The organism is Pseudomonas sp. SbOxS1, from assembly GCF_013416725.1.
Classification (GTDB): domain Bacteria; phylum Pseudomonadota; class Gammaproteobacteria; order Pseudomonadales; family Pseudomonadaceae; genus Aquipseudomonas.
Map to the genome: position 1 here is coordinate 49,061 of NZ_JAAVXC010000015.1, position 23,166 is coordinate 72,226.

Genomic DNA, 23,166 nt, shown 5'->3' on the forward strand with positions numbered 1-23,166 from the left:
CAGCTCCTACAGGGGTTGATCAGTGGCCCGTGATAACGCGGGCAGACCCTTCGGCCGGCTCGGCATACACCGGCCCACGGCGGTCCAGGCGACCGCTCCACGCAGTCAACGCCAACGCCACCAACACCACCAACCCACCGATCCACGCGGTATGGATCAGCCCCATGTGCGCAACGATCAAGCCACCCCCCCAGGCGCCACCGGCGATGCCGAGGTTGAACGCGGCGATGTTCAGGCCGGAAGCCACGTCCACCGCATTGGGCGTGTGGTGTTCAGCCTGGCGCACCACATACACCTGCAACCCTGGCACATTGCCGAACGCCACGGCGCCCCAGACGAGTACGGTGGCCAGTGCCAGCCACGGATTTCCGGCGGTGAAGGTCAGCACGAACAGCACCGCGGCGAGCAGGGCGAAAATGAGTTTCAGGGCGCTGATCGGGCCACGCTTGTCCGCCAGTTTGCCGCCCCAGATGTTGCCGACGGCCACCGAGATGCCGTAGACCAGCAGTACCAGGCTGACGGTGCTGGCGCTGAAACCGGCGATGTCCTGGAGGATCGGTGCCAGGAACGTGAACGCGATGAACGAACCGCCATAACCGACCGCCGTCATGGCGTACACCAGCAGCAGGCGTGGCTGTTTGAGGACCTGCAACTGCTGCAGCAGCGAAGCGGGTTTGCTGTGGGCGATGTTTTTCGGCACATAGAGCAGGCTGCCGATAAAGGCGATCACACCCAGGGCCGATACGGCGAGGAAGGTCTCCCGCCAGCCGAAATGCTGACCGATGAAAGTCCCCAGCGGTACGCCCGTCACCAGGGCCACGGTCAGGCCGGTGAACATGATCGCGATCGCGCTGGCGGCTTTTTCCTTGGGCACTAGACTGGTGGCGATGGTTGAGCCAATCGAGAAAAACACCCCGTGGGCCAGGCCGGTGACGATTCGCGCCAGGATCAGCGACTCGTAGCTCGGCGCTTGCCAGGCCAGAAGGTTGCCCAGGGTGAACAGCACCATCAAGGACAACAGCAGCAATTTACGCGGGACTTTGCCGGTCAGGGCGGTCAGTACCGGGGCGCCGACGGCGACGCCCAGCGCATACAGGCTGACCAGCAGGCCCGCCGACGGCAGGCTGACGCCGAGGTCGGCGCCAATGGTGGGTAACAGGCCAACGATGACGAACTCGGTCGTCCCGATGGCAAAGGCGCTGAGGGTCAGCGCGAGCAAGGCAATGGGCATGGCTGCAACTCCAGTGGGTTGATTTGATGGAGCGCAGTGTCGGGGTTTGGGTTGTGCGGAAAAATACAGGGATGAGCATTTGATATTTGTCTTGAGCGCAAAGATTGCCGGGCATTTGCCGGCCAGCACCGAACTAGTCCGGCATTTCTCGATCAGTTCCTTACAGTCCTATCCAAAGGAGCGGGTGCCTTGATCAGGCTCAAGACGGCGATATTGCTGGGGGCGCTATTGTTCCTCGGCAGCGAGGAACTGGAGGCCGCGGCGATACCAGGTGTGCCGGCAGCTGCCACCGCCGCCACACCGCCGGCACACCCTGAACCCCTGGTACAGGGCGGGTTGCTGGGCGCCATCAGTTCGAGCATCGATGGCATCCAGGACAAGCTCGATTTCAACAAGGATCTGCTCGCCGCCTGGCGCCTGCGCGCGGACCGTGCGGCCGACGAGGTGGATCAACTGGTCAATCGTCCATCGGCCCGTTCGAGCTGGAGCGTGGCGGGGGATTTCCTGCTGCTGACGGCGGTGTGGGCGGGTGTCTTCGGCTTGCTCTGGATGTTCGGCAAGTTCTTGACCGAACGTCTGTGCCGCCATCGCTTGCTGCTCAGTCGAGAGCGCGGGCAGGCACTGCTTGGTTATGTATTGCCCTACAGCCTCCCGGCGGTGATCAGCCTGCCGCTGACGATTTATGCCAGCCAGTTCATGCCTGTATCGGCGGGGCGGGCGCTGGGGTTGTGTCTTGCCTATGCCACCAGCAGTGGCGCGTTCGCAGCAGCGTTGGTGATGTCCCTGGTGGTGCTGTTCAATGTCGGGCACAAACGCCGGGCGGTGCAGATCATTCGTCATGACAGCCCACGGCCGCTGTTCGCCATCGGCTTCCTCGTAGCCCTTAGCGACGCCTTGACCAGCCCGCAGATCGCGCACCAACTGGGGAACAATCTCACCAGCAGCATCGCCGTGTTTACCGGGCTGGCGGCCTCGATTTCCTTTGGATTGCTGGTGTTCCGCATGCGTCGCCCGGTTGCCCATGTGATCCGCATCCTGCCACTGGCCCAGCGACGCAAGCAGCCGGCCTTGCGCGAAACCCTGCGGATTTTTTCCGGGCTCTGGTACTGGCCGATCCTGTTGATGGTGCTGGTCTCTATCATCAACCTGATCGGCATTGGCGATGACAACCAGCAAGTGCTGCGCAGCGCGCTGTTTACCACGGTATTGCTGATTGCGACGGTGTTTCTCAGCACCACGCTGCACCACTTGTTCAAGACCCGTAGCGAGTCCGACGTGCGCCGCAGTGGCGCCTACAAAGAACGCTTCCTGAGCCTTTCTCACGCGTTGTTGCGTATCGCCATGGCCATCGTGTTCATCGATATCCTCGGACGAATCTGGGGCGTGTCGCTGTTCGATTTTGCGGTCAGCAATGCCGTGGGGCGGGCGATCAGTGACTCGCTGAGCCATATCGGCTTGATCTTCCTGGTGACGTGGATGGTCTGGGTCGTGCTCGACACGGCGATCCAGGAAGCCCTGAAACCACCGGCCAACAAACGCGGGGCACGCCAGCCGAGTACGCGGGTCAAGACCATCCTGCCGTTGCTGCGCAATGCGATCAAAATCATCCTGGTGGTGATCTGCGCCATCACCACCATGGCCAATCTTGGAATCAATGTCGCGCCGTTCCTGGCCGGTGCCGGGGTCATTGGCTTGGCCATCGGTTTCGGCTCCCAGCAACTGGTGCAGGACGTGATCACCGGGTTGTTCATCATCATCGAAGACACCCTGTCCATCGGCGACTGGGTGGTGCTCGATTCCGGGCATGCCGGCACGGTCGAAGGCCTGACCATCCGCACCTTGCGCCTGCGCGACGGCAAAGGGTTCGTGCACTCGGTACCCTTTGGCCAGATCAAGGCCGTGACCAACCAATCGCGGCAATTTGCCTATGCCTTCTTCTCTGTACAGTTCACCTATGACACCGATGTCGACAAGGCCATCGAACTGATTCGCGAGGCCGGGCATTCGATCAGCGAAGACCCGTTCCTCAGGTACAACCTGCAAGGGCCGCTGGATGTATTCGGCGTCGACAGGATGGACCTCAATGGCGTGGTGTTGACGGCACAATTTCGCACCGTGTCGGGGGGGCAGTATGCGGTGAGCCGGGCCTTCAACCAGCGATTGAAAAAGCTTGTGGATAACAGTCCGTGGGTGCATTTCGCGCAGACTTATCCACAGCAGGTCTTGATGCCGAGGCAACATGAGCCGCTGCAGGATGGGGCGGCGGAGCCGCAGCATGTGGCGGTGATGATGCCGGATCGGCCTCGTCCCCAATAAATTTGTCGGTTTTGAGGGCCCCATCGCCAGCAGGCTGGCTCCCACAATGGATCTGTGTACACCACAAATCCCCTGTAGGAGTGAGCCTGCTCGCGATGAGGCCAGACCAGGCAACATCAATGCCGGATCAGCTTGCTCTGCACTTCAGCCATCACCTGCTGATCCAGCTCCAGCCAAAAACACGGCTTGCCAGCTATCTGCGTGGCAGCCGGCAAACCATCGCGATACACCAGTCGATTACTCGCCAGTGCCGGCACTTTCGCACCGGGCAGCAGGGTGCCGGCGAGGTTCAGCGGATCGACCCCGCAGACCGCGATCAAGCTGCCGTCATAAGGCCGGCGCCGTACTTCGCGCAGCAATGGAATCGCCTCCGGCAGCGCGAACTGTTCGCCCGCCAAGCCACTGACAAATCGCCCGCCACGAATCTCGCCGCGCGCTTCCAAGCGATGGAAGGTGCGCAGCAATTCCCGCCAGCTCGGCAACCAATCGGCCTCACGCTCCAGCAATCGCCAGAACACCACGCCGTAGCGGCGCAACAAGGTCATGGCGATGTGTTCCAGGGTATCTGCCGGTGTGGGCGCCGGCCGCGAGTTATCCACAACCGGCGCGGCCACCCCGCGGCGCAACAGTGCCCAGCGTCCGGCATCGTCCATGCCGCCGACAAAGGCCCCGCGTCCGCGTCGGCTGCTACGCTGCTGGCGCTTGCTGGCCGGCGTGATCAGCGCCCGCAGGCCGGCAAAGCTGTCGGCGTTCAACAGCCCGGCACCGACCAGTTCCTGCAAAGCGATTTCCAGTTCCGTACGCAACAGATGGGCTTCGTGAATCAGCTCATCGAAAAACAGCGCGCCGTGCTGGCTGAGGGCGGCGTGAACCTTCTGAGTTTTGGGCGACAGTTCGCTGACGGGCGTTTGTTCGGTCAAGTCGCTCCAGAGACCGACCCGTTGGCGCGGCAACAGCAGGATCGGCGTGCTGCGCAGCGCGGTACCGGTGCTGCGGTTGCGCGCGGTCAGCCGGGTCCAGACCAGCTTGCCGCTACGGCAAGCCTCATCGAGCCAGGTGGGCGAATAGTCCTTGAGCCTCGCGGGCAAAAGGTCGCTGTCCCAGGCCGAGGCGGCGGCGGGATAGCCTTCGAACTGAGCGACGATCGCCGGTAACATCGCGCTGCCCTGGCCACGGGTGGCATTGGACAGGTGCTGCCAGTCGAACAGAAATCGCATGAAATCCTGCAAGGCCACGGGCTCGATTTCCCGGCGCAGGCGCTTGACGGTGTAGCGATGTATCCGCGCCAGCAAATGTCGCTCGCACCACTCATCTTCAGTGCTGCCCGGAGTGAAACGACCGCGCAGCACGTAGCCTTCGCCTTCGAGTTGCGCCAGTGCCTGGGTGATTTGTGTATCCGGCAATTGCAGCGGTGCGGCAATCGACTTCAGCGGCAATGGACCAAAAGCGCTGAGCCGTGCGCGGATCACTTCAAGCACGGCGTCGTCCGCTTCCCAGTGTTCATCGAACCCCGGCAACGCCTCCAGCGCCGGCAACAAAACAGCCTGTGGATAAATGGCCCGCAGGCAGGTCAGTCGTTCCCGCGCCAGCCAGAGTGAAGGGTTGATGCGACAGGCACGGCCGCTGTCGGCCAGGGTATTCAACCAATCGTGCCAAGGGGCGTTGGCGCGGGCCTCGGCTTCGGTGATACACGCCAGGCTCATCAACGCTTCGTGCATTTCATCGACACCGCCGGGTGTCGGCCAGGCTTCTTCGCGCACCGCGGCAATCGCCTCGGCGTCCAGCGCGCCGAGGTCATCGGTGGATTGCGGCTCGCTCCAGCGCCGATTGATGACGGCTTGCGTGCGGCGCTCTTCCAGCGGCGCATCGTCAAGAAAGGTGTAAGGCCGGGCGCTGAGTATTTCCGCCGCCAGCGGCGAGGGCGCCGGCAGGTCGCGGCTGATCAGGCGGATCTCCCCGCGCTCCATGCGCCGCAACAACGCCAGCCAGCCTTCGCTGTCCATGGCTTCGTGCAGGCAATCGTCGAGGGTTTGCTCCACCAGCGGATGCTCGGGAACTTCCCGTTCGCCGACCAGGTTTTCCACGCAGGCAATCTGATCGGGAAACACGCTGGCGATCAGGTCCTCACTTTTCATGCGCTGGATCTGCGGCGCGACCTTCCGTCCGCCGGTGTAGCGCGGCAGCGCCAGCGCCACGCCGGCATTCCAGCGCCAGCGCACGCCGAACAGCGGTGCGTCGAGCACCGCCTGGGTCAGTATGTGTTCCGCGCTGTTGCTGTGCAGATAGCGCCAGACCTCGTCCAGCTCGAAACTGTGGCTGGTGGACAGCGACAAGACGATGGCGTCCTCGCTGGCGGCGGCCTGCAATTCGAAATTGAAGGTGCGGCAAAAGCGCTTGCGCAGGGCCAGGCCCCAGGCGCGGTTGATGCGGCTGCCGAACGGGCTGTGGATGATCAGTTGCGTACCGCCCGACTCATCGAAAAACCGCTCCATCAGTAGCGTGTCTTGCGAGGGCAGGGCGCCGAGGGACTGGCGCGCACGGGCGAGGTATTCGACCAACTGTTCGGCGCTGGCCAGGTTCAGGCCGAGGTTATCGGTCAGCCAATCGAGGCTGGGTTGCAAGTTGCCAGGCGTGGCGCCCAGCAGCGCATCGAGACGCGCTTGCAGGCGCGCGACGGCGAACGACAGTTCCGCACTGCGCCCCGGCGCTTCGCCAAGCCAGAAGGGAATGGTCGGGGGCTGGCCCTGAGCGTCTTCAACCCGGACCTTGCCGGTTTCGACCCGCAGGATCCGGTACGAGGTATTGCCCAGCTGGAACACATCGCCAGCGATGCTTTCCACGGCGAAATCTTCGTTGACGCTGCCGATGTTCAGCGCTTGCGGCTCCAGCAACACGCTGTAGTCGGCGTTGTCCGGAATCGTCCCGCCGCTGGTCACGGCTGTCAGCTTGGCGCCGCGACGACCGCGCAGGGTACGGTTCACGGCGTCGCGATGCAGGTAGGCGCTGCGGATGCCCTGGCGCCCGTTGTAGCCCTCGGCAAGCATCCGCAGCAACGCCTGATAATGTTTTTCGTCGAGGGCGGCGTAGGGCGAGGCGCGTCGGAATAGCGCGAGCAATGCGTCCTCTGACCATTCCTGGCAACTGACTTCGGCGATGATCTGTTGCGCCAGGACGTCCAGCGGCGCCTCGGGGATCAGCAGGGTGTCGAGCTCGCCCCGGCGCACGCAATCGAGCAGCGCGACGCATTCAATCAGGTCGTCGCGGGTGGTGGCGAACAAGCGGCCCTTGGGGGTGCCGCCAACCTGGTGCCCGGAGCGACCGACCCGTTGCAAAAAGCCGGCAATCGAGCGCGGCGAAGCGATCTGGCACACCAGGTCGACGTCACCAATGTCGATGCCCAGTTCCAGCGACGCGGTGGCGATCAACACCTGTAGCTCGCCGCGCTTGAGCCGCTGTTCGGCGTCCAGGCGAAACTCCTTGGCCAGGCTGCCGTGGTGGGCGGCCACGGCGCCCTTGCCCAGGCGCTCGCTAAGATGCCGGCTCAGGCGTTCGGCCAGGCGCCGGGTGTTGACGAAAATCAGCGTGGTGCGGTGTTCGCGGGCGAGGGCGGCAAGACGGTCGTAGACCAGTTCCCAGACATCGTTGGCCATCACCGCCGAGAGCGGCACGGGCGGTACTTCGATGCCCAGGTCCCGTGGGCGGGCGTGGCCGATATCGACGATCTCGCAAGGGCGCTCGTGGCCCACCAGGAAGCGCGACACCGCCTCGATGGGTTTTTGCGTGGCCGACAGGCCGATGCGCACCAGCGGTTCGGCGCACAGTGCCTGCAAGCGTTCCAGGCTCAGGGCCAGGTGGCTGCCGCGCTTGCTGGCGGCGATGGCGTGTATTTCGTCGACGATCACCGTGCGTGCGGTGCCGAGCATTTTTCGGCCTGAATCGGAGCCGAGCAGCACGTAAAGCGATTCCGGGGTGGTGACCAGGATGTGCGGCGCGGTCTTGCGCATCGCCGAGCGGTCTTTTTGCGGGGTATCGCCGGTGCGCAAGGCGGTGTTGATCCGCAGCTCGGGCAGGCCCATCACCCGCAACTGTTCGGTGATGCCGGCCAACGGGTCTTGCAGGTTGATCTGGATGTCGTTGGACAGCGCCTTGAGCGGCGAGACGTACACCACCAGGGTTTCGTCCGGCAGGCCTTCAGTGGTTTCCAGGCCACGGTGGACCAGGTCGTCGATGACGGCGAGGAAAGCGGTGAGGGTCTTGCCGGAACCGGTGGGCGCGGCAATCAAGGTCGAGCGGCGCTGGCGGATCAGCGGCCACGCCCGGGCCTGGGCGGCGGTGACCGTCGCGAAAGTCTTGCTGAACCAGGCGCTGACGGCGGGGTGGAAGCCGCTCAGGGCACTGTCTGCGGGGATGGGCAGGTTCATGTTCTGATTTATGCGGGTGACTCAGTGAAGATGCAAGTACCGCTCAGGATCTCCGTTGACTGGCAAGGCCTCTTCGCTGGCAAGCCAGCTCCTACAGGGCCGGCGGTGCTCTTGTAGGAGCTGGCTTGCCAGCGAAGGGGCCAGTAGCAGCACTACAAAACCGGGACATCTACACTTTACGGATGACGGTTGCGCACTAAACCCGCAAAATGCAACGATTCCGGCAACTATCGACGACATCGCCCGCGGGCGCTGTCGATAAAGCCATCGTTCCAATCAGACTGGGCCTGCTGACTCTATGCGAATGCGCCTTATGTTACTGGGCGGCGGAAATGCCCTTGGGCAGGCGCTGATTCGCCTCGGTGCGGAGGAAGACATCGGTTTCCTCGCCCCCCGCCCACCGCAAGACGGCTGGGATGCCGCGAGCCTGACGCAACTGCTCGACGACACCCGTCCGGACGCGTTGATCAACCTTGCCTACTACTTCGACTGGTTCCAGGCGGAGGCGGTCAGCGAACAGCGCCTGGCCGGGCAGGAGCGGGCGATCGAGCGCCTGGCCGAACTGTGCCAGCATCACAACATCGTTTTGCTGCAACCCTCGAGTTATCGCGTGTTCGACGGCTCCCGGGCCACGGCCTACAGCGAAAAAGACGAGCCAATGCCGCTGGGCCTGCGTGGCCAGGCCTTGTGGCGAATCGAGAAAAGCGTGCGCGCCACCTGCCCGCAACACGTGTTGTTGCGATTCGGCTGGCTGCTCGATGACAGTCCCGACGGCACCCTCGGGCGCTTCCTTGGTCGCGCCGAGCAGGCCCAGGAACTGTTGATGGCCGACGACCGCCGGGGCAATCCGACACCGGTGGACGACGCGGCTCGCGTGATCATTTCGGTGCTCAAGCAACTGGACTGCAGCGCGCCGCTGTGGGGCACCTACCACTACGCCGGGCACGAGGCGACCACGCCGCTGGCCCTGGGGCAGGCGATTCTCACTGAAGCCCGCGCCCTGCACCCGCTAGCCATCGAAGCGCCGACCGCCCAGGCTCACGCCACGCGACCGGACGCCGCGGAAGAACCGCAGCACGCGGTACTGGCCTGCAAGAAAATTCTGCACACCTTCGGAATCAAGCCACGCGCCTGGCGTGCGGCCCTTCCGAGTCTTCTGGACAGGTTCTATCGTCATGGCTGATCGCCCCGTTTTGATTACCGGGGGTGCCGGCTTCATCGGCTCCCATCTCACCGATGCCTTGCTCGCCAAGGGCTATTCGGTACGGATTCTCGATGATCTGTCTTCCGGTAAACGCAGCAACCTGCCGCTGGACAATCCCAAGGTCGAGCTGATCGTCGGCGACGTGGCCGATGCCGCCTTGGTCGCCCGTGCGATGGCCGGTTGCAGCGCCGTGGCGCACCTGGCGGCAGTGGCGTCGGTACAGGCATCGGTGGACGACCCGGTGAAGACCCACCAGAGCAACTTCATCGGCTCGCTGAATGTCTGCGAAGCCATGCGCCAGACGGGCGTCAAGCGCGTGCTGTTCGCCTCCAGTGCCGCGGTCTACGGCAACAATGGCGAAGGCGAGTCGATCGATGAAGACACGCCCAAGGCACCGTTGACCCCCTACGCGTCGGACAAGCTGGCGAGCGAGCAATACTTCGACTTCTACCGGCGCGAGCATGGGCTGGAACCGGTGATTTTTCGCTTCTTCAACATCTTCGGCCCACGTCAGGATCCGTCATCGCCGTACTCCGGGGTGATCAGCATTTTCAGCGAGCGCGCCCAGAAAGGCCTGCCGATCACCGTGTTTGGCGACGGTGAGCAGACGCGGGACTTTCTCTACGTCGAGGATCTGGTCGATTGGCTGGTGCAGGCCATCGAGAAACCACAGGTGGAGGATGGCGCGGTAAACGTCGGCTGGAACCAGGCGACCAGTCTCAAGCAAATGCTTGCAGCCCTCGAGGTGGTCGTTGGCAAGCTGCCACCGGTGAGCTACGGCCCGGCGCGCTCCGGTGACATTCGTCATTCACGGGCTAACAACCAGCGTTTGCTTGCGCGCTTCAGAGCGCCCGAGCCGACACCGTTGAGTGTCGGGCTGGCGCGGTTGCTGGGACAATAGAAAAAGGCGCCTGTAGAGGCGCCTTTTTTTGTTGCTGGATCGTTCCCACGCTCTGCGTGGGAATGCCTCAATGGACGCTCTGCGTCTGCTCTTTGGACGCGGAGCGTCCCTGGCTGCATTCCTTTGCTGCGCATGGGAACGATCAATTCACCACCACGTGAATATTGCTTAGAACTTGTAACCCAGACCGACCATGTAGATGAACGGATCGACATCCACGTTCACCCGTGCCCGGGTGCCCGGCGCCACGGCGTCGTTTTCCACGGTGGCGCGGGTATCGATGTCGATGTAACGCACCTGGGCGTTGAGCATGATGTGGTCGGTGATCATGTAGTCCGCACCGACCTGGAACGCCATGCCCCAGGAGTTTTCTGCCTTGAAGTTACTGAAACCGTTGGCCTGGGCTTCGCTGCCGACATGCTCGTCGTAGATCCAGGTGTAATTGATACCGGCGCCGAGATACGGCTGGAAGTCGGATTTTGCATCCAGCGGGTAGTACACGACGCTGAGGGTCGGTGGCAGGTGTTTCAGCGTACCGAGTTTGCCATTGGCTGCGCCCAGGGCGGTGCCTTTGAGTTTCACGTCATGCTCGAACGGCGTGGCCGCGAGCAGTTCGATACCCCAGTGGTTGGTGAGCATGTAGGCGACGTTGAGGCCCAATTGCGTGTCGCTGCTCATGGTCGCCTTGCCACCCAGGTCGGCGCCGCTCAGCGGGCCTTGGTCGACCTTGACCGTGGAACTGTCGGCCTTCGGGTTGACGGTGATGGCACCGGCACGAAGGATGATGTCGCCGGCTTCGTGGGCATGGGCGAACGGGGCAGCGAGCGCCAGCGCTACCAGCGAGGCGCCGAGCAAGGACTTGTTCATGGGGGCTCCAGAGGACGTTAAAAATGTTCGATGTCCAATGGTAAGCCGGCTAACGATTCGGTCTTTTGACTCAGCTCAAGGAAAGTGGGATGGAATTGGTTTTTGTAGCCGATTCCCTGTGGGAGCGAGCCTGCTCGCGATGACGATCGATCAAGCAACACATGAATACCGGACTCACTCCGGCAATTCATACAAGTAGATCTTGTCCGCCTCCATCTGGTAACCGGCATCCGCCAACTCGCTGGTGGATGGCTTGACCTGCATCGCACCCTCGATCCAGTACGGCTGATACAGCTCGTCGAGCTTCACGCCGACTGCGCTTTTGACATGCACGATCTGGTTCGACGGCGGTGGCGGAACGTGAATGCAGGCGCCGAAATACGGCACCAGCAGAAAGTCCGTGGTACGGCCTTCCTCGCTCACTTCCAGCGGCACGATGTAGCCCGGCAAGCGAATATTCTGCCCGTCGAGGGCCTTGACCACCGGCGCGTTGGGCATGTCCTGCTTCGCTGCCGGCGCCGATTCGGCGGACAGGGCATCGCTCATTTTCGACAGGTCATGCAGCGGCGTCATGTTCGGCACTTCCGGCGCCGCATCCGGCGGGATCATTTCCGACCAGGTCAGCTCTTTCGGCGCATCTGCCCACAACGGCAAGGTGACCAGCATCAACAGCGCAAAGACAGCGCGGCGCATTTCAACATCCTCATAAACGGATCGACAGGCCATCGGCCAGGGATTGGCGATAGGCGCGCCAGGCAGGCACGCTGCCCATCAGCAACGCAGCGATCAGGATGCCACCGAGTAGCGTCCATTCATATTCACTTGGCCACGCCAGTGGCAGAAACAGGCCGTAATTGGCTTGCACATAACCCTGGGCCGCCGCGATGCACACGTACAGCAGCGCCACGCCGGCCAACACGCCGGCCAGCGCCAGGGCAAACGCCTCCAGCACCAGCAGCGTCGCGACATGCCACGGCCGCGCGCCCACCGAACGAAGGATCGCCATCTCGCGCCGGCGTTCGTTGAGGCTGGTGAGAATCGCCGTGAGCATGCCGATCAACCCGGTCAGCACCACGAACAGCGACACCACGAACAAAGCTTTTTCCGCCGTGCTCATCAAACTCCACAACTCCTGCAGCGCAACGCCCGGCAGGATCGCCAGCATTGGTTCGCCACGGAATTCGTTGATTTCGCGCTGCAAGGCAAAGGTTGAAATCTTGCTGTTGAGGCCGAGCATGAACGCGGTGATCGCCTGGGGCGTCAGGTCCATGTTGCGCGCCTGATCGGCGCTGATCCGCCCGTTGCCCCGGGCCGGCACGCCGTTGTGCCAATCGATGTGAATGGCCTCCATGCCGCCGAGGCTGATGTGCAGCGTGCGGTCCACCGGGGTGCCGGTACGCTTGAGGATGCCAACCACGGTGAATGGCTTGTCGTCATGCTTGACCAGGCTGATCACGGCCACGCCGTGGGCCAGCACCAGCTTGTCGCCGAGTTTGTAGTGCAGAGCATCTGCGACTTCGGCACCGAGCACCACTTCGAACGGGTCGGTGGCGAAAGCACGGCCATCGGCCAGTTCCAGGTGTTGCTGGCGGCCGTACTGGTAGTGTTCGAAGTACGCCTCGGTGGTGCCCATCACCCGATAGCCGCGATGGGAATCGCCGAGGGACATGGGAATGGCCCACTTCACTTTCGGGTTGTTGGCGAAGTGTTCGAAGCTGTCCCAGCGGATGTTGTTGGTGGCGTTGCCGATGCGGAATACCGAGTACAGCAGCAGGTTGACCGAACCGGAACGCGCGCCGACGATCAGGTCGGTGCCGCTGATGGTGCTGGCGAAGCTGGCCTTGGCCTCGGTGCGCACCCGTTCCACGGCCAGCAGCAGGCACACCGACAGGGCAATGGCGAACGCGGTGAGGATCGCGGTGAAACGGCGGTTAGCCAGGCTGGCCATGGCAAGACGGAACAGATACATCTCAGACCTCTGCAGATGTGGCGGCGCGATTGAGTTCGGCCAGCGACAGGTGGCGATCGAACAGCGGTGCCAGGCTCTGGTCATGGCTGACGAACAACAGGCTCGAACCGGCTTCGCGGCATTCGGCGAACAGCAGGCGAATGAAGTTCTCCCGGGCGTCGTAGTCGAGGGCCGAGGTCGGCTCATCGGCGATCACCAGTTCCGGTTGACCGATCAACGCGCGCGCGGCGGCCACTCGTTGTTGCTGGCCGATGGACAGGGAGTCGGCGCGGCGAGCGAGGATATTGTCATCCTTCAAACCCAGGTGGGCGAGCAGGGTGGCGGCGGCCTGATCAATGCTGCCATGGCGCTGTTTCGCCCGCTGGGCGCGCAATTTGGAGAAGTGGCAGGGCAGCTCGACGTTCTCGCGCACTGACAGAAACGGCAACAAGTTGAACTGCTGGAAGATGTAGCCGGTGTGATCGACGCGAAAGTGATCGCGGGCGCCGGCCGAAAGTGCGGTCAGCTCCTGGCCCAGCAGGCGGATGCTGCCGCGATCGGGCTTTTGCACTCCGCCGAGCAGGCCGAGCAGGGTGGTCTTGCCGCTGCCGCTGGGGCCCTTGAGGAACAGGGTTTCCCCGGGCTCCAGGCGAAACGCCGGGATATCCAGCAAAGGCGGATGACCGGGCCAGCTAAAGCCCAGGTCGGACAGTTCGATGAGTGCTTGGGTCATGTGAAACCGGTCAGGTAGATGGTGAACTCTTGTAGGAGCGAGCTTGCTCGCGAAGGTATATCAGCTGCATTGATGTCGACTGACACACCTTCGCGAGCAAGCTCGCTCCTACAAGGGGATCTTCGGTGGATCAGAGTTTGAGGGCGGCAGCCTTCGCCGTCACTTCAACCCCTTGCTGCCCGCTCGGGCCGATCAGTTGTACCTGAATTTTCTGTGTGGCCGGGAATGTGTTGAAAATATTCGCCAGGTCCAGCGTCTTCAGCGCGCCGGGCGTGGCGCAGGTGAATCGGTAGTGGGCGTGGATTTCGCTGTGGTCGTGGTGATGTTCGTCCTTAGCGTCTTCGTCGTGATCGTCATCGGCATCCGGTTTGTCACCGAACAGCGGGCTCTCCAGTTCCTGGCTCGCGACCACGCAACCGGCGGCTTTCGCCAGGCTGAACAGCGCCAACGGCTTCTCGAGTTGAGCGCGGACTGCGGCGACCTTGGCTTTGTCTGCATCGGTGGTGGCGGCATGCTCGAACCCCACCAGGTTCATCGCCGGACTCTCCAGTTCCAGCTCCAGGGTCTGGCCGTCCAGCGCCGCGTTCAGGCGACCGACGCCATGCTCGTGGGCGCCGAGGCTGCCGTGCTCATGGTCGTGATCATGTTCGTCGGCGGCATGGGCGACAGTCAGCGGCAACAAGGCAAACGGCAGAGCGAGAAGCAGGCGACGCATGGCGAGTCTCCGAAAGACAAGATGAAAAAAATGTTATGTAATCTTATAACGTTAGTGCGCGGATTGTGACTGCCAGCTTGGCGTTGCACAAGCCCCATGGGAGCATGGGCATGAAGAAATGTTCGGGAGCTGACTCATGTTGCGAATTCGCGGAAGCATCGGCGACTGGCCGGTGGATTTGACGCTGGAGATGGATGACGCCGATTGGGCGCGGCTGGGTGCGCAGTTGCAGGTGGAAAAAACCGAGGTCAGTGCGCCGGCGGCGAAACCGCTGACTCAGGACGATGCGCTGTGGCAGGTTGCCAGGGATTTGCTGCGCAAGGCCGGGCAATTGAGCGGGCCGGATCTGCTCGATCAACTGGAAGGGCTGACCGGTAGTGCGGCGTCGGGAAAACGTCTGTTGGTGCGTTTGCGCCATAGCGCGGATGTGAAAGTCGAGAGCGGCGGCGATACGCCTATCTTTCATTGGATCACAAAACTGTAGGAGCACAGCTTGCTGGCGAAGCGATCTCAAGGACGCCATCGCCGGCAAGCCGTGCTCCTACAGGTGGTTAATCAATACAACGCAGCAAATAGCTTGCGGCGGTACGTCGTCACCAGCGGGTGATCGTTACCCAGCAATTCGAACACCTGCAGCAAGGTCTTGTGCGGCAAGCCTTCGCTATAGCTGCGGTTGCGGATGAACAGTTTGAGCAGCCCATCCAGCGCCGCGTCGTACTGCTGGCGGGCCAGTTGTTGCACGGCCAGTTGGTAGACCGCTTCATCGTCCTGCGGGTTTTTCGCCAGGCGTGCTTTCAGGTCGGCGGCATCGGGCAAATCCTTGGCCTGGCCGAGGAACTTGATCTGCGCCTTGGCGCCGGCCAGGGCGGCCTTGTGTTCATCGCTCTTGACCGCGTCGAGCACGGTTTGCGCTTCGCCCAGCTCACCACGCTCGGTGAGGCAGCGGGCGTAAAGAATCAGCGCCTTGGCGTTGGTGTTGTCTTCGCCCAGCAGCACTTTGAGCAGGGCTTCGGCATCGGCGAAGCGGCTGTCGTCGAACAAGGCCTGGGCCTGTTCGAACGGATCGGCGGCGGCCGGTGGCGGCATTTGTACATGGGGCTCGAGCAGCGCCCGTACGGCCGACTCCGGCTGCGCACCGGCAAAACCATCCACCGGCTGGCCATCCTTGAACAGCACCACGGTCGGCAGGCTGCGAATACCGAAGCGGGCGACGATGTCCTGTTCGAGGTCGCAGTTGACCTTGGCCAGCAGCAGCTCACCCTGATAGCTCTCGGCAATGGTCTGCAGCATCGGCATCAGCACCTTGCAGGGCGCACACCATTCGGCCCAGAAATCCACCAGCACCGGTTTGTGGAAGGAGTTCTCGATCACCGACTGGTCGAAATCGGCAGTCGTGGCGTCGAAGATGTACGGCGTTTGCTGACTCATGGGGGATCTCTTGGAAGCGTGAATGGGGCAACTATACGGCCTGGCGGGGGGCGGCCGGAAGTATGGGCAGTCTGAGAGAATGCCTTCGCGGGCAAGCCTCGCTCCTACAGGTCCGTTATCCGTTTTGAAATCGGCGCGGACCTGTAGGAGCGAGGCTTGCCCGCGAAGCTTCTAAGCGCGGCTTGCGTGGTAGAGGCTCACATGCCGAAACTCTTCGGGTTCACACAGATCCGGCAGGGTCATGGCCTCCAGCATTTCGATGCGCCGATACAACGGATGCCGGAAGTCCCGTACCCGTGAATCCGCCACCAAGGCTTCGCGCCCACGACTGAGGAACTCATCGAGCAGCGGCAGGTTCGCCCGGTCGTACAACACATCTGCCACCAGAATCAGATCAAAGCGATCGGCCTCGGCGAAAAAATCCGTCGAGTAAGTGAGCTCTACGTCATTGAGTTCGGCATTCGCCCGGCAGGCGGCAATTGCCAGCGGGTCAAGGTCGCAGGCCACCACTTCCAGCGCCCCGGCCTTGACCGCGGCAATCCCGGCCACGCCAGAGCCGGCTCCGAAATCCAGCACCCGCTTGCCTTCGACCCAATGCCGGTTCTGCGCCAGGTAACGGGCCACGGCCAGGCCGCTGGCCCAGCAGAAACTCCAGTACGGCGGCTCATGCAGAATGCGCCGGGTTTCTTCCGGGCTGAAGGCGCGGTCCATGTTGTCGCCATCGATCAGCCACAGCTTCAGATCAGTCTGCGGCAACCCGCAGGCGACCAGTCGCGCATCTCCGAGCAATTCACCCAACGCCTGTTGCAGGTCCAGCGGCGTCTTCATGGGGCTTTGACGAATTGCAGCTGGCCCAGCACCTGGGTGGTCGGCTGATAGATCCGCTGTGATGGCAGGTGCAGGATCAGTTGGCCCGACTGGCTGGCGCGGCCGCGCAGTTCAACACGGGCACCCGCCGGGAACGAGTCTGGGTTGAAACGCAGATGAAACGGCAATACCTGGTTGGTGCCGATCAGGTTGGAACTGGCGAGCAATTGTTGCGGGCGGTCCCTTTCGTCGATCACCAGCAGGGCCAGCTCGACTTCGGCGCCGTCCGGTACGCCTTGCAGGGTACCGCTCAATTCCCGTTGATAGGCCGGCAGCGGGCCGAGGTTGGCCGACTCCCGGGCTTTCTTCTGCGCTTGCTGTGGCGCCGGGCCTGGCGTTGGTGGCTGGGGGGCATCGCTGCTGCAAGCCACCAACAGGCTGAAAAGGCTGAGCAAAACGAGCGGTCGTAACGGCATTGGCAGCTCCGGAAGGGTGAAATCCATGGATCATGTGATCATCCCGTCTGTATACCGCAAACCCTATGGCTTGTCTTGCCACCCGGATGCGCTACCATGGCCCTCCCTTTTTTTGTTGCCTGCCACCATGCACTGTCCCTTCTGCGGTGCCAACGACACCAAGGTCATCGACTCGCGTCTGGTCGCCGAGGGCGAACAGGTGCGCCGCCGGCGTGAATGCCTGGCCTGCGGCGAACGTTTCACGACGTTCGAAACCGCTGAACTGGTGTTGCCGCGCCTGATCAAAACCGACGGCAGTCGCCAGCCGTTCGACGAAGAAAAACTCCGCGCCGGCATGCAGCGTGCGCTGGAAAAGCGCCCGGTGAGTGTCGAGCGCCTCGAATCGTCGCTGGTGCACATCAAACACAAACTGCGCGCCACCGGCGAACGCGAGGTCAAGTCCCTCGTGGTCGGTGAGCTGGTGATGGCCGAGCTGCAGAAGCTCGACGAAGTCGCCTACATCCGCTTCGCCTCGGTGTATCGCCGCTTCCAGGACCTCAATGAGTTCCGCGAAGAGATCGATCGCCTGGCCCGGGAACCGGTGAAAGAATGACCACGCCAGCAGAGCTTGCCATCCTTGACGCCCACTACATGGCCCGCGCGCTGGAGCTGGCGCGCAAAGGTCATTACACGACTCACCCCAACCCGCGGGTCGGCTGCGTGATCGTGCGCGACGGGCAGATCGTCGGTGAAGGCTGGCACGAGCGCGCCGGTGAGCCCCACGCCGAAGTCCACGCCTTGCGCGCCGCCGGTGAGCTGGCCCGTGGCGCCACCGCCTACGTGACCCTCGAGCCCTGCAGCCACCACGGTCGCACGCCACCGTGCGCCGATGCGTTGGTCAACGCCGGCGTGGCACGGGTCGTGGCGGCGATGCAGGACCCGAACCCGGAAGTGGCCGGTCGTGGCCTGCAACGCCTGGCCCAGGCCGGCATCGCCACCGAAAGTGGTGTGCTGGAGGGTGAGGCGCGCAAGCTCAATCAAGGCTTCCTCAAGCGCATGGAACAGGGCTTGCCGTTCGTGCGGGTCAAGTTGGCCATGAGCCTGGACGGTCGCACGGCGATGGAAAGCGGCGAAAGCCAATGGATCACCGGGCCCGCGGCGCGTTCGGCGGTGCAACGCCTGCGTGCCCAGGCCAGCGTGGTGCTGACCGGTGCCGACACCGTGCTGGCGGACAACGCCCGCCTGACTGTGCGTGCCGACGAGCTGGGCCTGGATGCCGAGCAAACCGCTTTGGTGATGAGCCGTCCGCCACTGCGCGTACTGGTCGACGGGCGTTTGCGCGTGCCGCTCGATGCCCCGTTCTTCAAGGCCGGCCCGGCGCTGGTTGCCACCTGTGTGGCGGTGGAGGAGCAATACGCCAATGGCCCGGAATGCTTGATCGTGCCCGGTTACGATGGCCAGGTCGATCTGCGTCAGCTACTGGTCGAGCTCGCCAACCGTGGTGTCAACGAGGTGCTGGTGGAGGCCGGTCCGCGGTTGGCCGGTGCTTTCGCTCAACTCGGTTTAGTGGATGAGTTCCAGATTTTCATTGCCGGCAAGTTTTTGGGCTCTTCGGCACGGCCGCTGCTGGACTGGCCGCTCGCGCAGATGAAGGATGCACCCGAGCTCAAAATCACCGAAATTCGCGCGGTGGGCGATGACTGGCGAGTCACTGCCATTCCTTCACCGGCAGCGAGCGTATAATTTCCGGCCATCGCTATAGCGCTGGCCCTGTTCTCGAGGAGAACCCCATGTTCACCGGCATCATCGAATCCATCGGCAGTATTCGTGCATTGACCCCTAAAGGCGGAGATGTGCGGGTCCACGTCGAAACCGGCAAGCTCGACCTGAGCGACGTCAAACTGGGCGACAGCATTGCGGTCAACGGCGTGTGCCTGACCGCTGTTGAACTGCCGGGCAATGGCTTTGCGGCTGACGTCAGTCGCGAAACCCTCGACTGCACCGCCATGAATGACCTCAAAAGCGGCAGCCCGGTCAACCTGGAAAAAGCCCTGACCCCGACCACTCGCCTTGGCGGGCACCTGGTCAGTGGCCATGTGGATGGCGTGGGCGAAGTGGTTGCCCGCACCGAAAACGCCCGTGCCGTGGAATTTCGCATCCGCGCGCCCAAGGAGCTGGCCAAGTACATCGCCCATAAAGGTTCGATCACCGTCGACGGCACCAGCCTGACCGTGAACGCGGTCGATGGCGCCGAGTTCCTGTTGACGATCATTCCGCACACCCTGAGCGAAACCATCATGGCGTCGTACCAGCCAGGTCGCCGGGTGAACCTGGAAGTGGACTTGCTGGCCCGTTATCTGGAGCGCCTGCTGCTGGGCGACAAGGCCGCTGAGCCTACCTCCAGCAACATTACTGAAAGCTTTCTGGCCGCCAACGGCTACCTCAAATCCTGAAACTCAATTTTTAAAAGAATGGGGGTGCCTTGTGGCGCTCAATAGCATCGAAGAACTGGTTGAAGACATCCGCCAAGGCAAGATGGTCATCCTCATGGATGACGAAGACCGCGAGAACGAAGGCGACCTGATCATGGCCGCCGAGTGCTGCCAGGCCGAACACATCAACTTCATGGCCAAGCACGCCCGTGGCCTGATCTGCATGCCGATGAGCCGCGAGCGCTGCGAACTGCTCAAGCTGCCGCTGATGGCCCCGCGCAACGGTTCCGGTTTCGGCACCAAGTTCACCGTATCGATCGAAGCGGCCACCGGTGTGACCACCGGCATCTCTGCCGCCGACCGCGCGCGCACCGTGCAAGCGGCTGCCGCCCGTGATGCCAAGGCTGAAGACATCGTCAGCCCCGGCCACATCTTCCCGCTGATGGCCCAGGCCGGCGGCACCCTGGCCCGTGCCGGCCACACCGAAGCCGCGTGTGACCTGGCGCGCATGGCCGGTTTCGAGCCGAGCGGCGTGATCTGCGAAGTGATGAACGACGACGGCACCATGTCCCGTCGCGCCGAGCTGGAAGCTTTCGCCGCTGAACACAACATCAAGATCGGCACCATCGCCGACCTGATTCACTACCGGATGATCCACGAACGTACCGTTCAGCGGATTGCCGAGCAGCCTCTGGACAGCGAACTGGGCCAATTCAACCTGGTGACCTATCGTGATTCCGTGGAAGGCGACGTGCACATGGCCCTGACCCTGGGCACTGTCTGCGCCGAAGTACCGACCTTGGTGCGCGTGCACAACATGGACCCGCTGCGCGACCTGCTGATGGTCAAGCAACCGGGCCGCTGGAGCCTGCGCGCCGCCATGTCCGCGGTTGCCGAGGCCGGCAGCGGTGTGGTGCTGTTGCTCGGCCACCCACTGGATGGCGATGTATTGCTGGCGCACATTCGCGAAACCGCCGACCACCTGGCGGTGAAAAAGCCGACCACCTACAGCACTGTGGGTGCCGGTTCGCAGATCCTGCGCGACCTCGGTGTGCGCAAAATGCGCCTGATGTCGGCACCGATGAAATTTAATGCGATATCCGGTTTCGATCTGGAAGTTGTAGAATACGTGCCCTCCGAATAATGACCGGTCGTTTCCGGACTTGAATTCGCGGCAAATAAATCACCGAGGGACGCGTACGAGACGCGTCCCGGCTCTTTAAGAGATCTATCGAATGACCCTGAAGACCATCGAAGGTACCTTCATCGCCCCTAAAGGCCGCTACGCTCTGGTAGTGGGCCGTTTCAACAGCTTCGTCGTTGAAAGCCTGGTCAGCGGTGCAGTTGATGCCCTGGTTCGCCACGGCGTGAGCGAAAGCGACATCACCATCATCCGCGCACCTGGCGCCTTCGAAATTCCGCTGGTTGCGCAGAAAGTCGCCCAGAAAGGCGAGTTCGCGGCAATCATCGCCCTGGGCGCGGTCATTCGTGGCGGCACTCCGCACTTCGAATACGTGGCTGGCGAGTGCACCAAGGGCCTGGCCCAGGTGTCCATGGAGTTCGGCGTTCCGGTCGCTTTCGGCGTCCTGACCGTTGATTCCATCGAGCAAGCCATCGAACGTTCCGGCACCAAGGCCGGGAACAAAGGTGCCGAAGCTGCCCTGTCCGCTCTGGAAATGGTCAGCCTGCTGGCGCAGTTGGAGGCCAAGTGATTAGCGACGAAAGCGATCGTTTCAACCCGCGCGATCCAAAACCTGCGGATGCTGGCAAGCCATCGAAAAGCGTTAAGCGTCGCGAAGCCCGTCAGCTCGCGACCCAGGCGCTGTACCAATGGCACATGGCCAAGCAGTCGCTGAACGAGATCGAAGCGCAGTTCCGGGTCGATAACGATTTCACCGATGTCGATGGTGCGTACTTCCGCGAAATCCTCCACGGGGTTCCGCAGTTCAAGACTGAAATCGACACCGCGCTCAAGCCTTGCCTGGACTTGACCATCGAAGAGCTGGACCCGGTTGAGCTGGCGGTTCTGCGCCTGTCCACCTGGGAACTGCTCAAGCGCGTCGACGTACCGTACCGCGTTGTGATCAACGAAGGGATCGAACTGGCCAAGGTCTTCGGTTCCACCGACGGCCACAAGTTCGTCAACGGCGTGCTTGACAAGCTGGCCCCGCGCCTGCGTGAAGCTGAAGTTAAGGCGTTCAAGCGCTGATCGGCGCTTGAACACTTTGTCTCAGCCATGGGCGAGTTTGAGCTGATCCGCAATTTCTTCGCCGCCGCGCCTTGTGCGCAGGGCGGCGAAGGCGTTGCCCTCGGAATTGGCGATGACTGCGCCTTGCTGGCTGTTCCTCCCGGGGAGCAGTTGGCGATTTCCACCGACACCCTGGTGGCCGGCGTGCATTTCGCCGACCCCTGCGATCCGTTTCTGCTCGGTCAGCGCTCGCTGGCCGTGGCCGTCAGCGACCTGGCTGCCATGGGCGCCACACCCGTTGCCTTTACCCTTGCCCTGACCTTGCCGACGGTGACCGCCGAATGGTTGCAAGCCTATGCCCGTGGTTTGAACCTGATGGCGCAAAGCTGCGGCGTGGCACTGGTCGGCGGCGACACCACCCGTGGGCCCCTGAGCCTGACCATGACCGTGTTCGGGCGCGTGCCGGGCGGTCTGGCGCTGACCCGTAGCGGTGCGCAACCGGGCGATCTGCTGTGTGTGGGCGGCGATCTGGGCAATGCCGCCGGTGCCTTGCCATTGGTGCTCGGCCAGCGCACGGCCCAGGCGCGCATTGCCGAGCCGCTGCTGGCGCATTACTGGTTTCCGCAACCGCAGCTCGGCTTGGGCCAGGCGCTGCGTGGCAAGGCCACGTCGGCCATGGATATCTCCGATGGCCTGCTCGCTGATTGCGGGCATATCGCGCTGGCCTCGAAGGTCGGAATCGAAGTCGAGCGGGATCGTTTGCCGCTGTCGCAGAGCCTGGTCGATTTTCTCGGCCAAGCGAACGCGCAGGTTGCGGCCCTGAGCGGCGGCGACGATTACGTCCTGGCCTTCACCCTACCGTCCGTCGAGTTACCACTGTTGCTGGCCGACGGCTGGCCGATTCATGTGATTGGGCGGGTGGTGACGGGGCAGGGCGTGACGCTGCTGGACGCCGAGGGCAAGGACATCACCCCGCAAACCCGGGGCTATCAACATTTTCGGGAGACACCGTGACAGATCACCCCAAACAGGTTCCGGCGGAGTTCGTACCGCCTTCGGTCTGGCGCAATCCCTGGCATTTCCTCGCGTTTGGCTTTGGCTCGGGCACCTTGCCAAAGGCTCCGGGCACCTGGGGGTCGCTGGTTGCGCTACCCTTTATCCCGTTATGGCAGATGTTGCCCGACTGGGGTTACTGGTTGATGCTGGGCATCACCATGCTGTTCGGCTTCTGGCTGTGCGGCAAGGTGGCCGATGATTTGCGGGTGCATGACCACGAAGGCATCGTCTGGGACGAGATGGTCGGCATGTGGATCACCCTGTGGCTGGTGCCGGAAGGTTGGCAATGGCTGCTGGCGGGATTCCTGATGTTCCGCTTCTTCGATATCCTCAAGCCGTGGCCGATTCACTGGGTTGACCGGCATGTGCATGGAGGCGTCGGCATCATGCTCGATGATGTGTTGGCCGGGGTGTTTGCGTGGTTGGCGATGCAGGGGCTGGTATGGATTTTCGCCTGAGGGATT

Annotated in this window: 22 protein-coding genes; 12 read left to right on the forward strand and 10 right to left on the reverse strand. The window is 62.8% G+C overall.

What is annotated here, in order from left to right; all coding sequences use genetic code 11:
- Nucleotides 1–19 precede the first annotated feature (19 nt).
- Nucleotides 20–1,231, reverse strand: coding sequence for an MFS transporter (locus tag HFK74_RS16720; RefSeq protein ID WP_180204424.1), 1,212 nt, complete (start codon nt 1,229–1,231; stop codon nt 20–22).
- 189 nt (nt 1,232–1,420) lie between these two features.
- Here HFK74_RS16720 and HFK74_RS16725 point away from each other — a divergent pair, with 189 nt between their 5' ends.
- On the forward strand, nt 1,421–3,547 hold the full coding sequence (locus HFK74_RS16725; protein ID WP_180204425.1) for a mechanosensitive ion channel family protein: 2,127 nt from the start codon (nt 1,421–1,423) through the stop codon (nt 3,545–3,547).
- Between the two features lie 116 nt (nt 3,548–3,663).
- Here HFK74_RS16725 and HFK74_RS16730 read toward each other — a convergent pair whose 3' ends face one another.
- A complete protein-coding gene (locus HFK74_RS16730) occupies nt 3,664–7,968 on the reverse strand; it encodes a DEAD/DEAH box helicase (protein ID WP_180204426.1) in 4,305 nt (1,434 codons plus the stop codon).
- A gap of 298 nt (nt 7,969–8,266) precedes the next feature.
- On the opposite strand from HFK74_RS16730, the gene HFK74_RS16735 reads away from it, so the two are divergent.
- Together HFK74_RS16735 and HFK74_RS16740 are read left to right on the forward strand one after the other, a co-directional pair.
- Complete coding sequence (locus HFK74_RS16735; RefSeq protein WP_180204427.1) at nt 8,267–9,151, forward strand: sugar nucleotide-binding protein; 885 nt, start codon at nt 8,267–8,269, stop codon at nt 9,149–9,151.
- Nucleotides 9,144–10,073, forward strand: a complete 930-nt coding sequence (locus tag HFK74_RS16740) for an NAD-dependent epimerase/dehydratase family protein (protein ID WP_180204428.1) — start codon at nt 9,144–9,146, stop codon at nt 10,071–10,073. Before HFK74_RS16735 ends, HFK74_RS16740 begins: the two co-directional genes overlap by 8 nt.
- Nucleotides 10,074–10,241: 168 nt before the next feature.
- Here HFK74_RS16740 and HFK74_RS16745 read toward each other — a convergent pair whose 3' ends face one another.
- The 5 genes from HFK74_RS16745 to HFK74_RS16765 form a co-directional block, all read right to left on the reverse strand.
- Complete coding sequence (locus tag HFK74_RS16745; RefSeq protein WP_180204429.1) at nt 10,242–10,940, reverse strand: OmpW family protein; 699 nt, start codon at nt 10,938–10,940, stop codon at nt 10,242–10,244.
- 174 nt (nt 10,941–11,114) lie between these two features.
- The gene (locus tag HFK74_RS16750; protein WP_180204430.1) at nt 11,115–11,633 is read right to left on the reverse strand and encodes a DUF3299 domain-containing protein; all 519 of its coding nucleotides are present in this window, start codon (nt 11,631–11,633) and stop codon (nt 11,115–11,117) included.
- A 10-nt stretch (nt 11,634–11,643) separates the two neighbouring features.
- On the reverse strand, nt 11,644–12,909 hold the full coding sequence (locus tag HFK74_RS16755) for an ABC transporter permease (protein WP_180204431.1): 1,266 nt from the start codon (nt 12,907–12,909) through the stop codon (nt 11,644–11,646).
- A gap of 1 nt (nt 12,910) precedes the next feature.
- The gene (locus HFK74_RS16760; RefSeq protein ID WP_180204432.1) at nt 12,911–13,621 is read right to left on the reverse strand and encodes an ABC transporter ATP-binding protein; all 711 of its coding nucleotides are present in this window, start codon (nt 13,619–13,621) and stop codon (nt 12,911–12,913) included.
- A gap of 130 nt (nt 13,622–13,751) precedes the next feature.
- Nucleotides 13,752–14,336 carry a DUF2796 domain-containing protein gene (locus HFK74_RS16765; protein ID WP_180204433.1) on the reverse strand — a complete coding sequence of 195 codons (585 nt, stop codon included), beginning with the start codon at nt 14,334–14,336 and terminating at the stop codon, nt 13,752–13,754.
- A 136-nt stretch (nt 14,337–14,472) separates the two neighbouring features.
- On the opposite strand from HFK74_RS16765, the gene HFK74_RS16770 reads away from it, so the two are divergent.
- On the forward strand, nt 14,473–14,820 hold the full coding sequence (locus tag HFK74_RS16770; protein ID WP_180204434.1) for a hypothetical protein: 348 nt from the start codon (nt 14,473–14,475) through the stop codon (nt 14,818–14,820).
- 71 nt (nt 14,821–14,891) lie between these two features.
- On the opposite strand, the gene trxA is transcribed toward HFK74_RS16770, so the two are convergent.
- The 3 genes from trxA to HFK74_RS16785 all read right to left on the reverse strand — a co-directional run bounded on the left by trxA (nt 14,892) and on the right by HFK74_RS16785 (nt 17,047).
- Nucleotides 14,892–15,764: a thioredoxin gene (gene trxA, locus HFK74_RS16775; RefSeq protein ID WP_180204435.1), complete on the reverse strand. Its 873-nt coding sequence runs from the start codon at nt 15,762–15,764 to the stop codon at nt 14,892–14,894.
- A gap of 171 nt (nt 15,765–15,935) precedes the next feature.
- Nucleotides 15,936–16,592 carry a methyltransferase gene (locus HFK74_RS16780; protein WP_180204436.1) on the reverse strand — a complete coding sequence of 219 codons (657 nt, stop codon included), beginning with the start codon at nt 16,590–16,592 and terminating at the stop codon, nt 15,936–15,938.
- Entirely contained in the window at nt 16,589–17,047 is a 459-nt protein-coding gene (locus HFK74_RS16785) for a YbaY family lipoprotein (protein WP_180204437.1), read from the reverse strand. The genes HFK74_RS16780 and HFK74_RS16785 overlap by 4 nt, the downstream gene beginning before the upstream one ends.
- A gap of 127 nt (nt 17,048–17,174) precedes the next feature.
- Here HFK74_RS16785 and nrdR point away from each other — a divergent pair, with 127 nt between their 5' ends.
- The 8 genes from nrdR to HFK74_RS16825 all read left to right on the forward strand — a co-directional run bounded on the left by nrdR (nt 17,175) and on the right by HFK74_RS16825 (nt 23,160).
- Nucleotides 17,175–17,639, forward strand: coding sequence for a transcriptional regulator NrdR (gene nrdR, locus HFK74_RS16790; protein ID WP_003228656.1), 465 nt, complete (start codon nt 17,175–17,177; stop codon nt 17,637–17,639).
- Nucleotides 17,636–18,769 carry a bifunctional diaminohydroxyphosphoribosylaminopyrimidine deaminase/5-amino-6-(5-phosphoribosylamino)uracil reductase RibD gene (gene ribD / locus HFK74_RS16795; RefSeq protein ID WP_180204438.1) on the forward strand — a complete coding sequence of 378 codons (1,134 nt, stop codon included), beginning with the start codon at nt 17,636–17,638 and terminating at the stop codon, nt 18,767–18,769. Before nrdR ends, ribD begins: the two co-directional genes overlap by 4 nt.
- A gap of 47 nt (nt 18,770–18,816) precedes the next feature.
- Nucleotides 18,817–19,479 (forward strand): riboflavin synthase, encoded by a 663-nt coding sequence (locus HFK74_RS16800; RefSeq protein WP_008033746.1) that lies wholly within the window; start codon nt 18,817–18,819, stop codon nt 19,477–19,479.
- 31 nt (nt 19,480–19,510) lie between these two features.
- On the forward strand, nt 19,511–20,602 hold the full coding sequence (gene ribBA / locus HFK74_RS16805; RefSeq protein ID WP_180204439.1) for a bifunctional 3,4-dihydroxy-2-butanone-4-phosphate synthase/GTP cyclohydrolase II: 1,092 nt from the start codon (nt 19,511–19,513) through the stop codon (nt 20,600–20,602).
- A 91-nt stretch (nt 20,603–20,693) separates the two neighbouring features.
- Nucleotides 20,694–21,170, forward strand: a complete 477-nt coding sequence (gene ribE / locus HFK74_RS16810; protein ID WP_003228649.1) for a 6,7-dimethyl-8-ribityllumazine synthase — start codon at nt 20,694–20,696, stop codon at nt 21,168–21,170.
- A complete protein-coding gene (gene nusB, locus HFK74_RS16815; protein WP_008000432.1) occupies nt 21,167–21,667 on the forward strand; it encodes a transcription antitermination factor NusB in 501 nt (166 codons plus the stop codon). The genes ribE and nusB overlap by 4 nt, the downstream gene beginning before the upstream one ends.
- Nucleotides 21,668–21,694: 27 nt before the next feature.
- A complete protein-coding gene (gene thiL / locus HFK74_RS16820; RefSeq protein WP_180204440.1) occupies nt 21,695–22,660 on the forward strand; it encodes a thiamine-phosphate kinase in 966 nt (321 codons plus the stop codon).
- Entirely contained in the window at nt 22,657–23,160 is a 504-nt protein-coding gene (locus HFK74_RS16825) for a phosphatidylglycerophosphatase A (RefSeq protein WP_008059518.1), read from the forward strand. Before thiL ends, HFK74_RS16825 begins: the two co-directional genes overlap by 4 nt.
- Nucleotides 23,161–23,166: the final 6 nt, after the last annotated feature.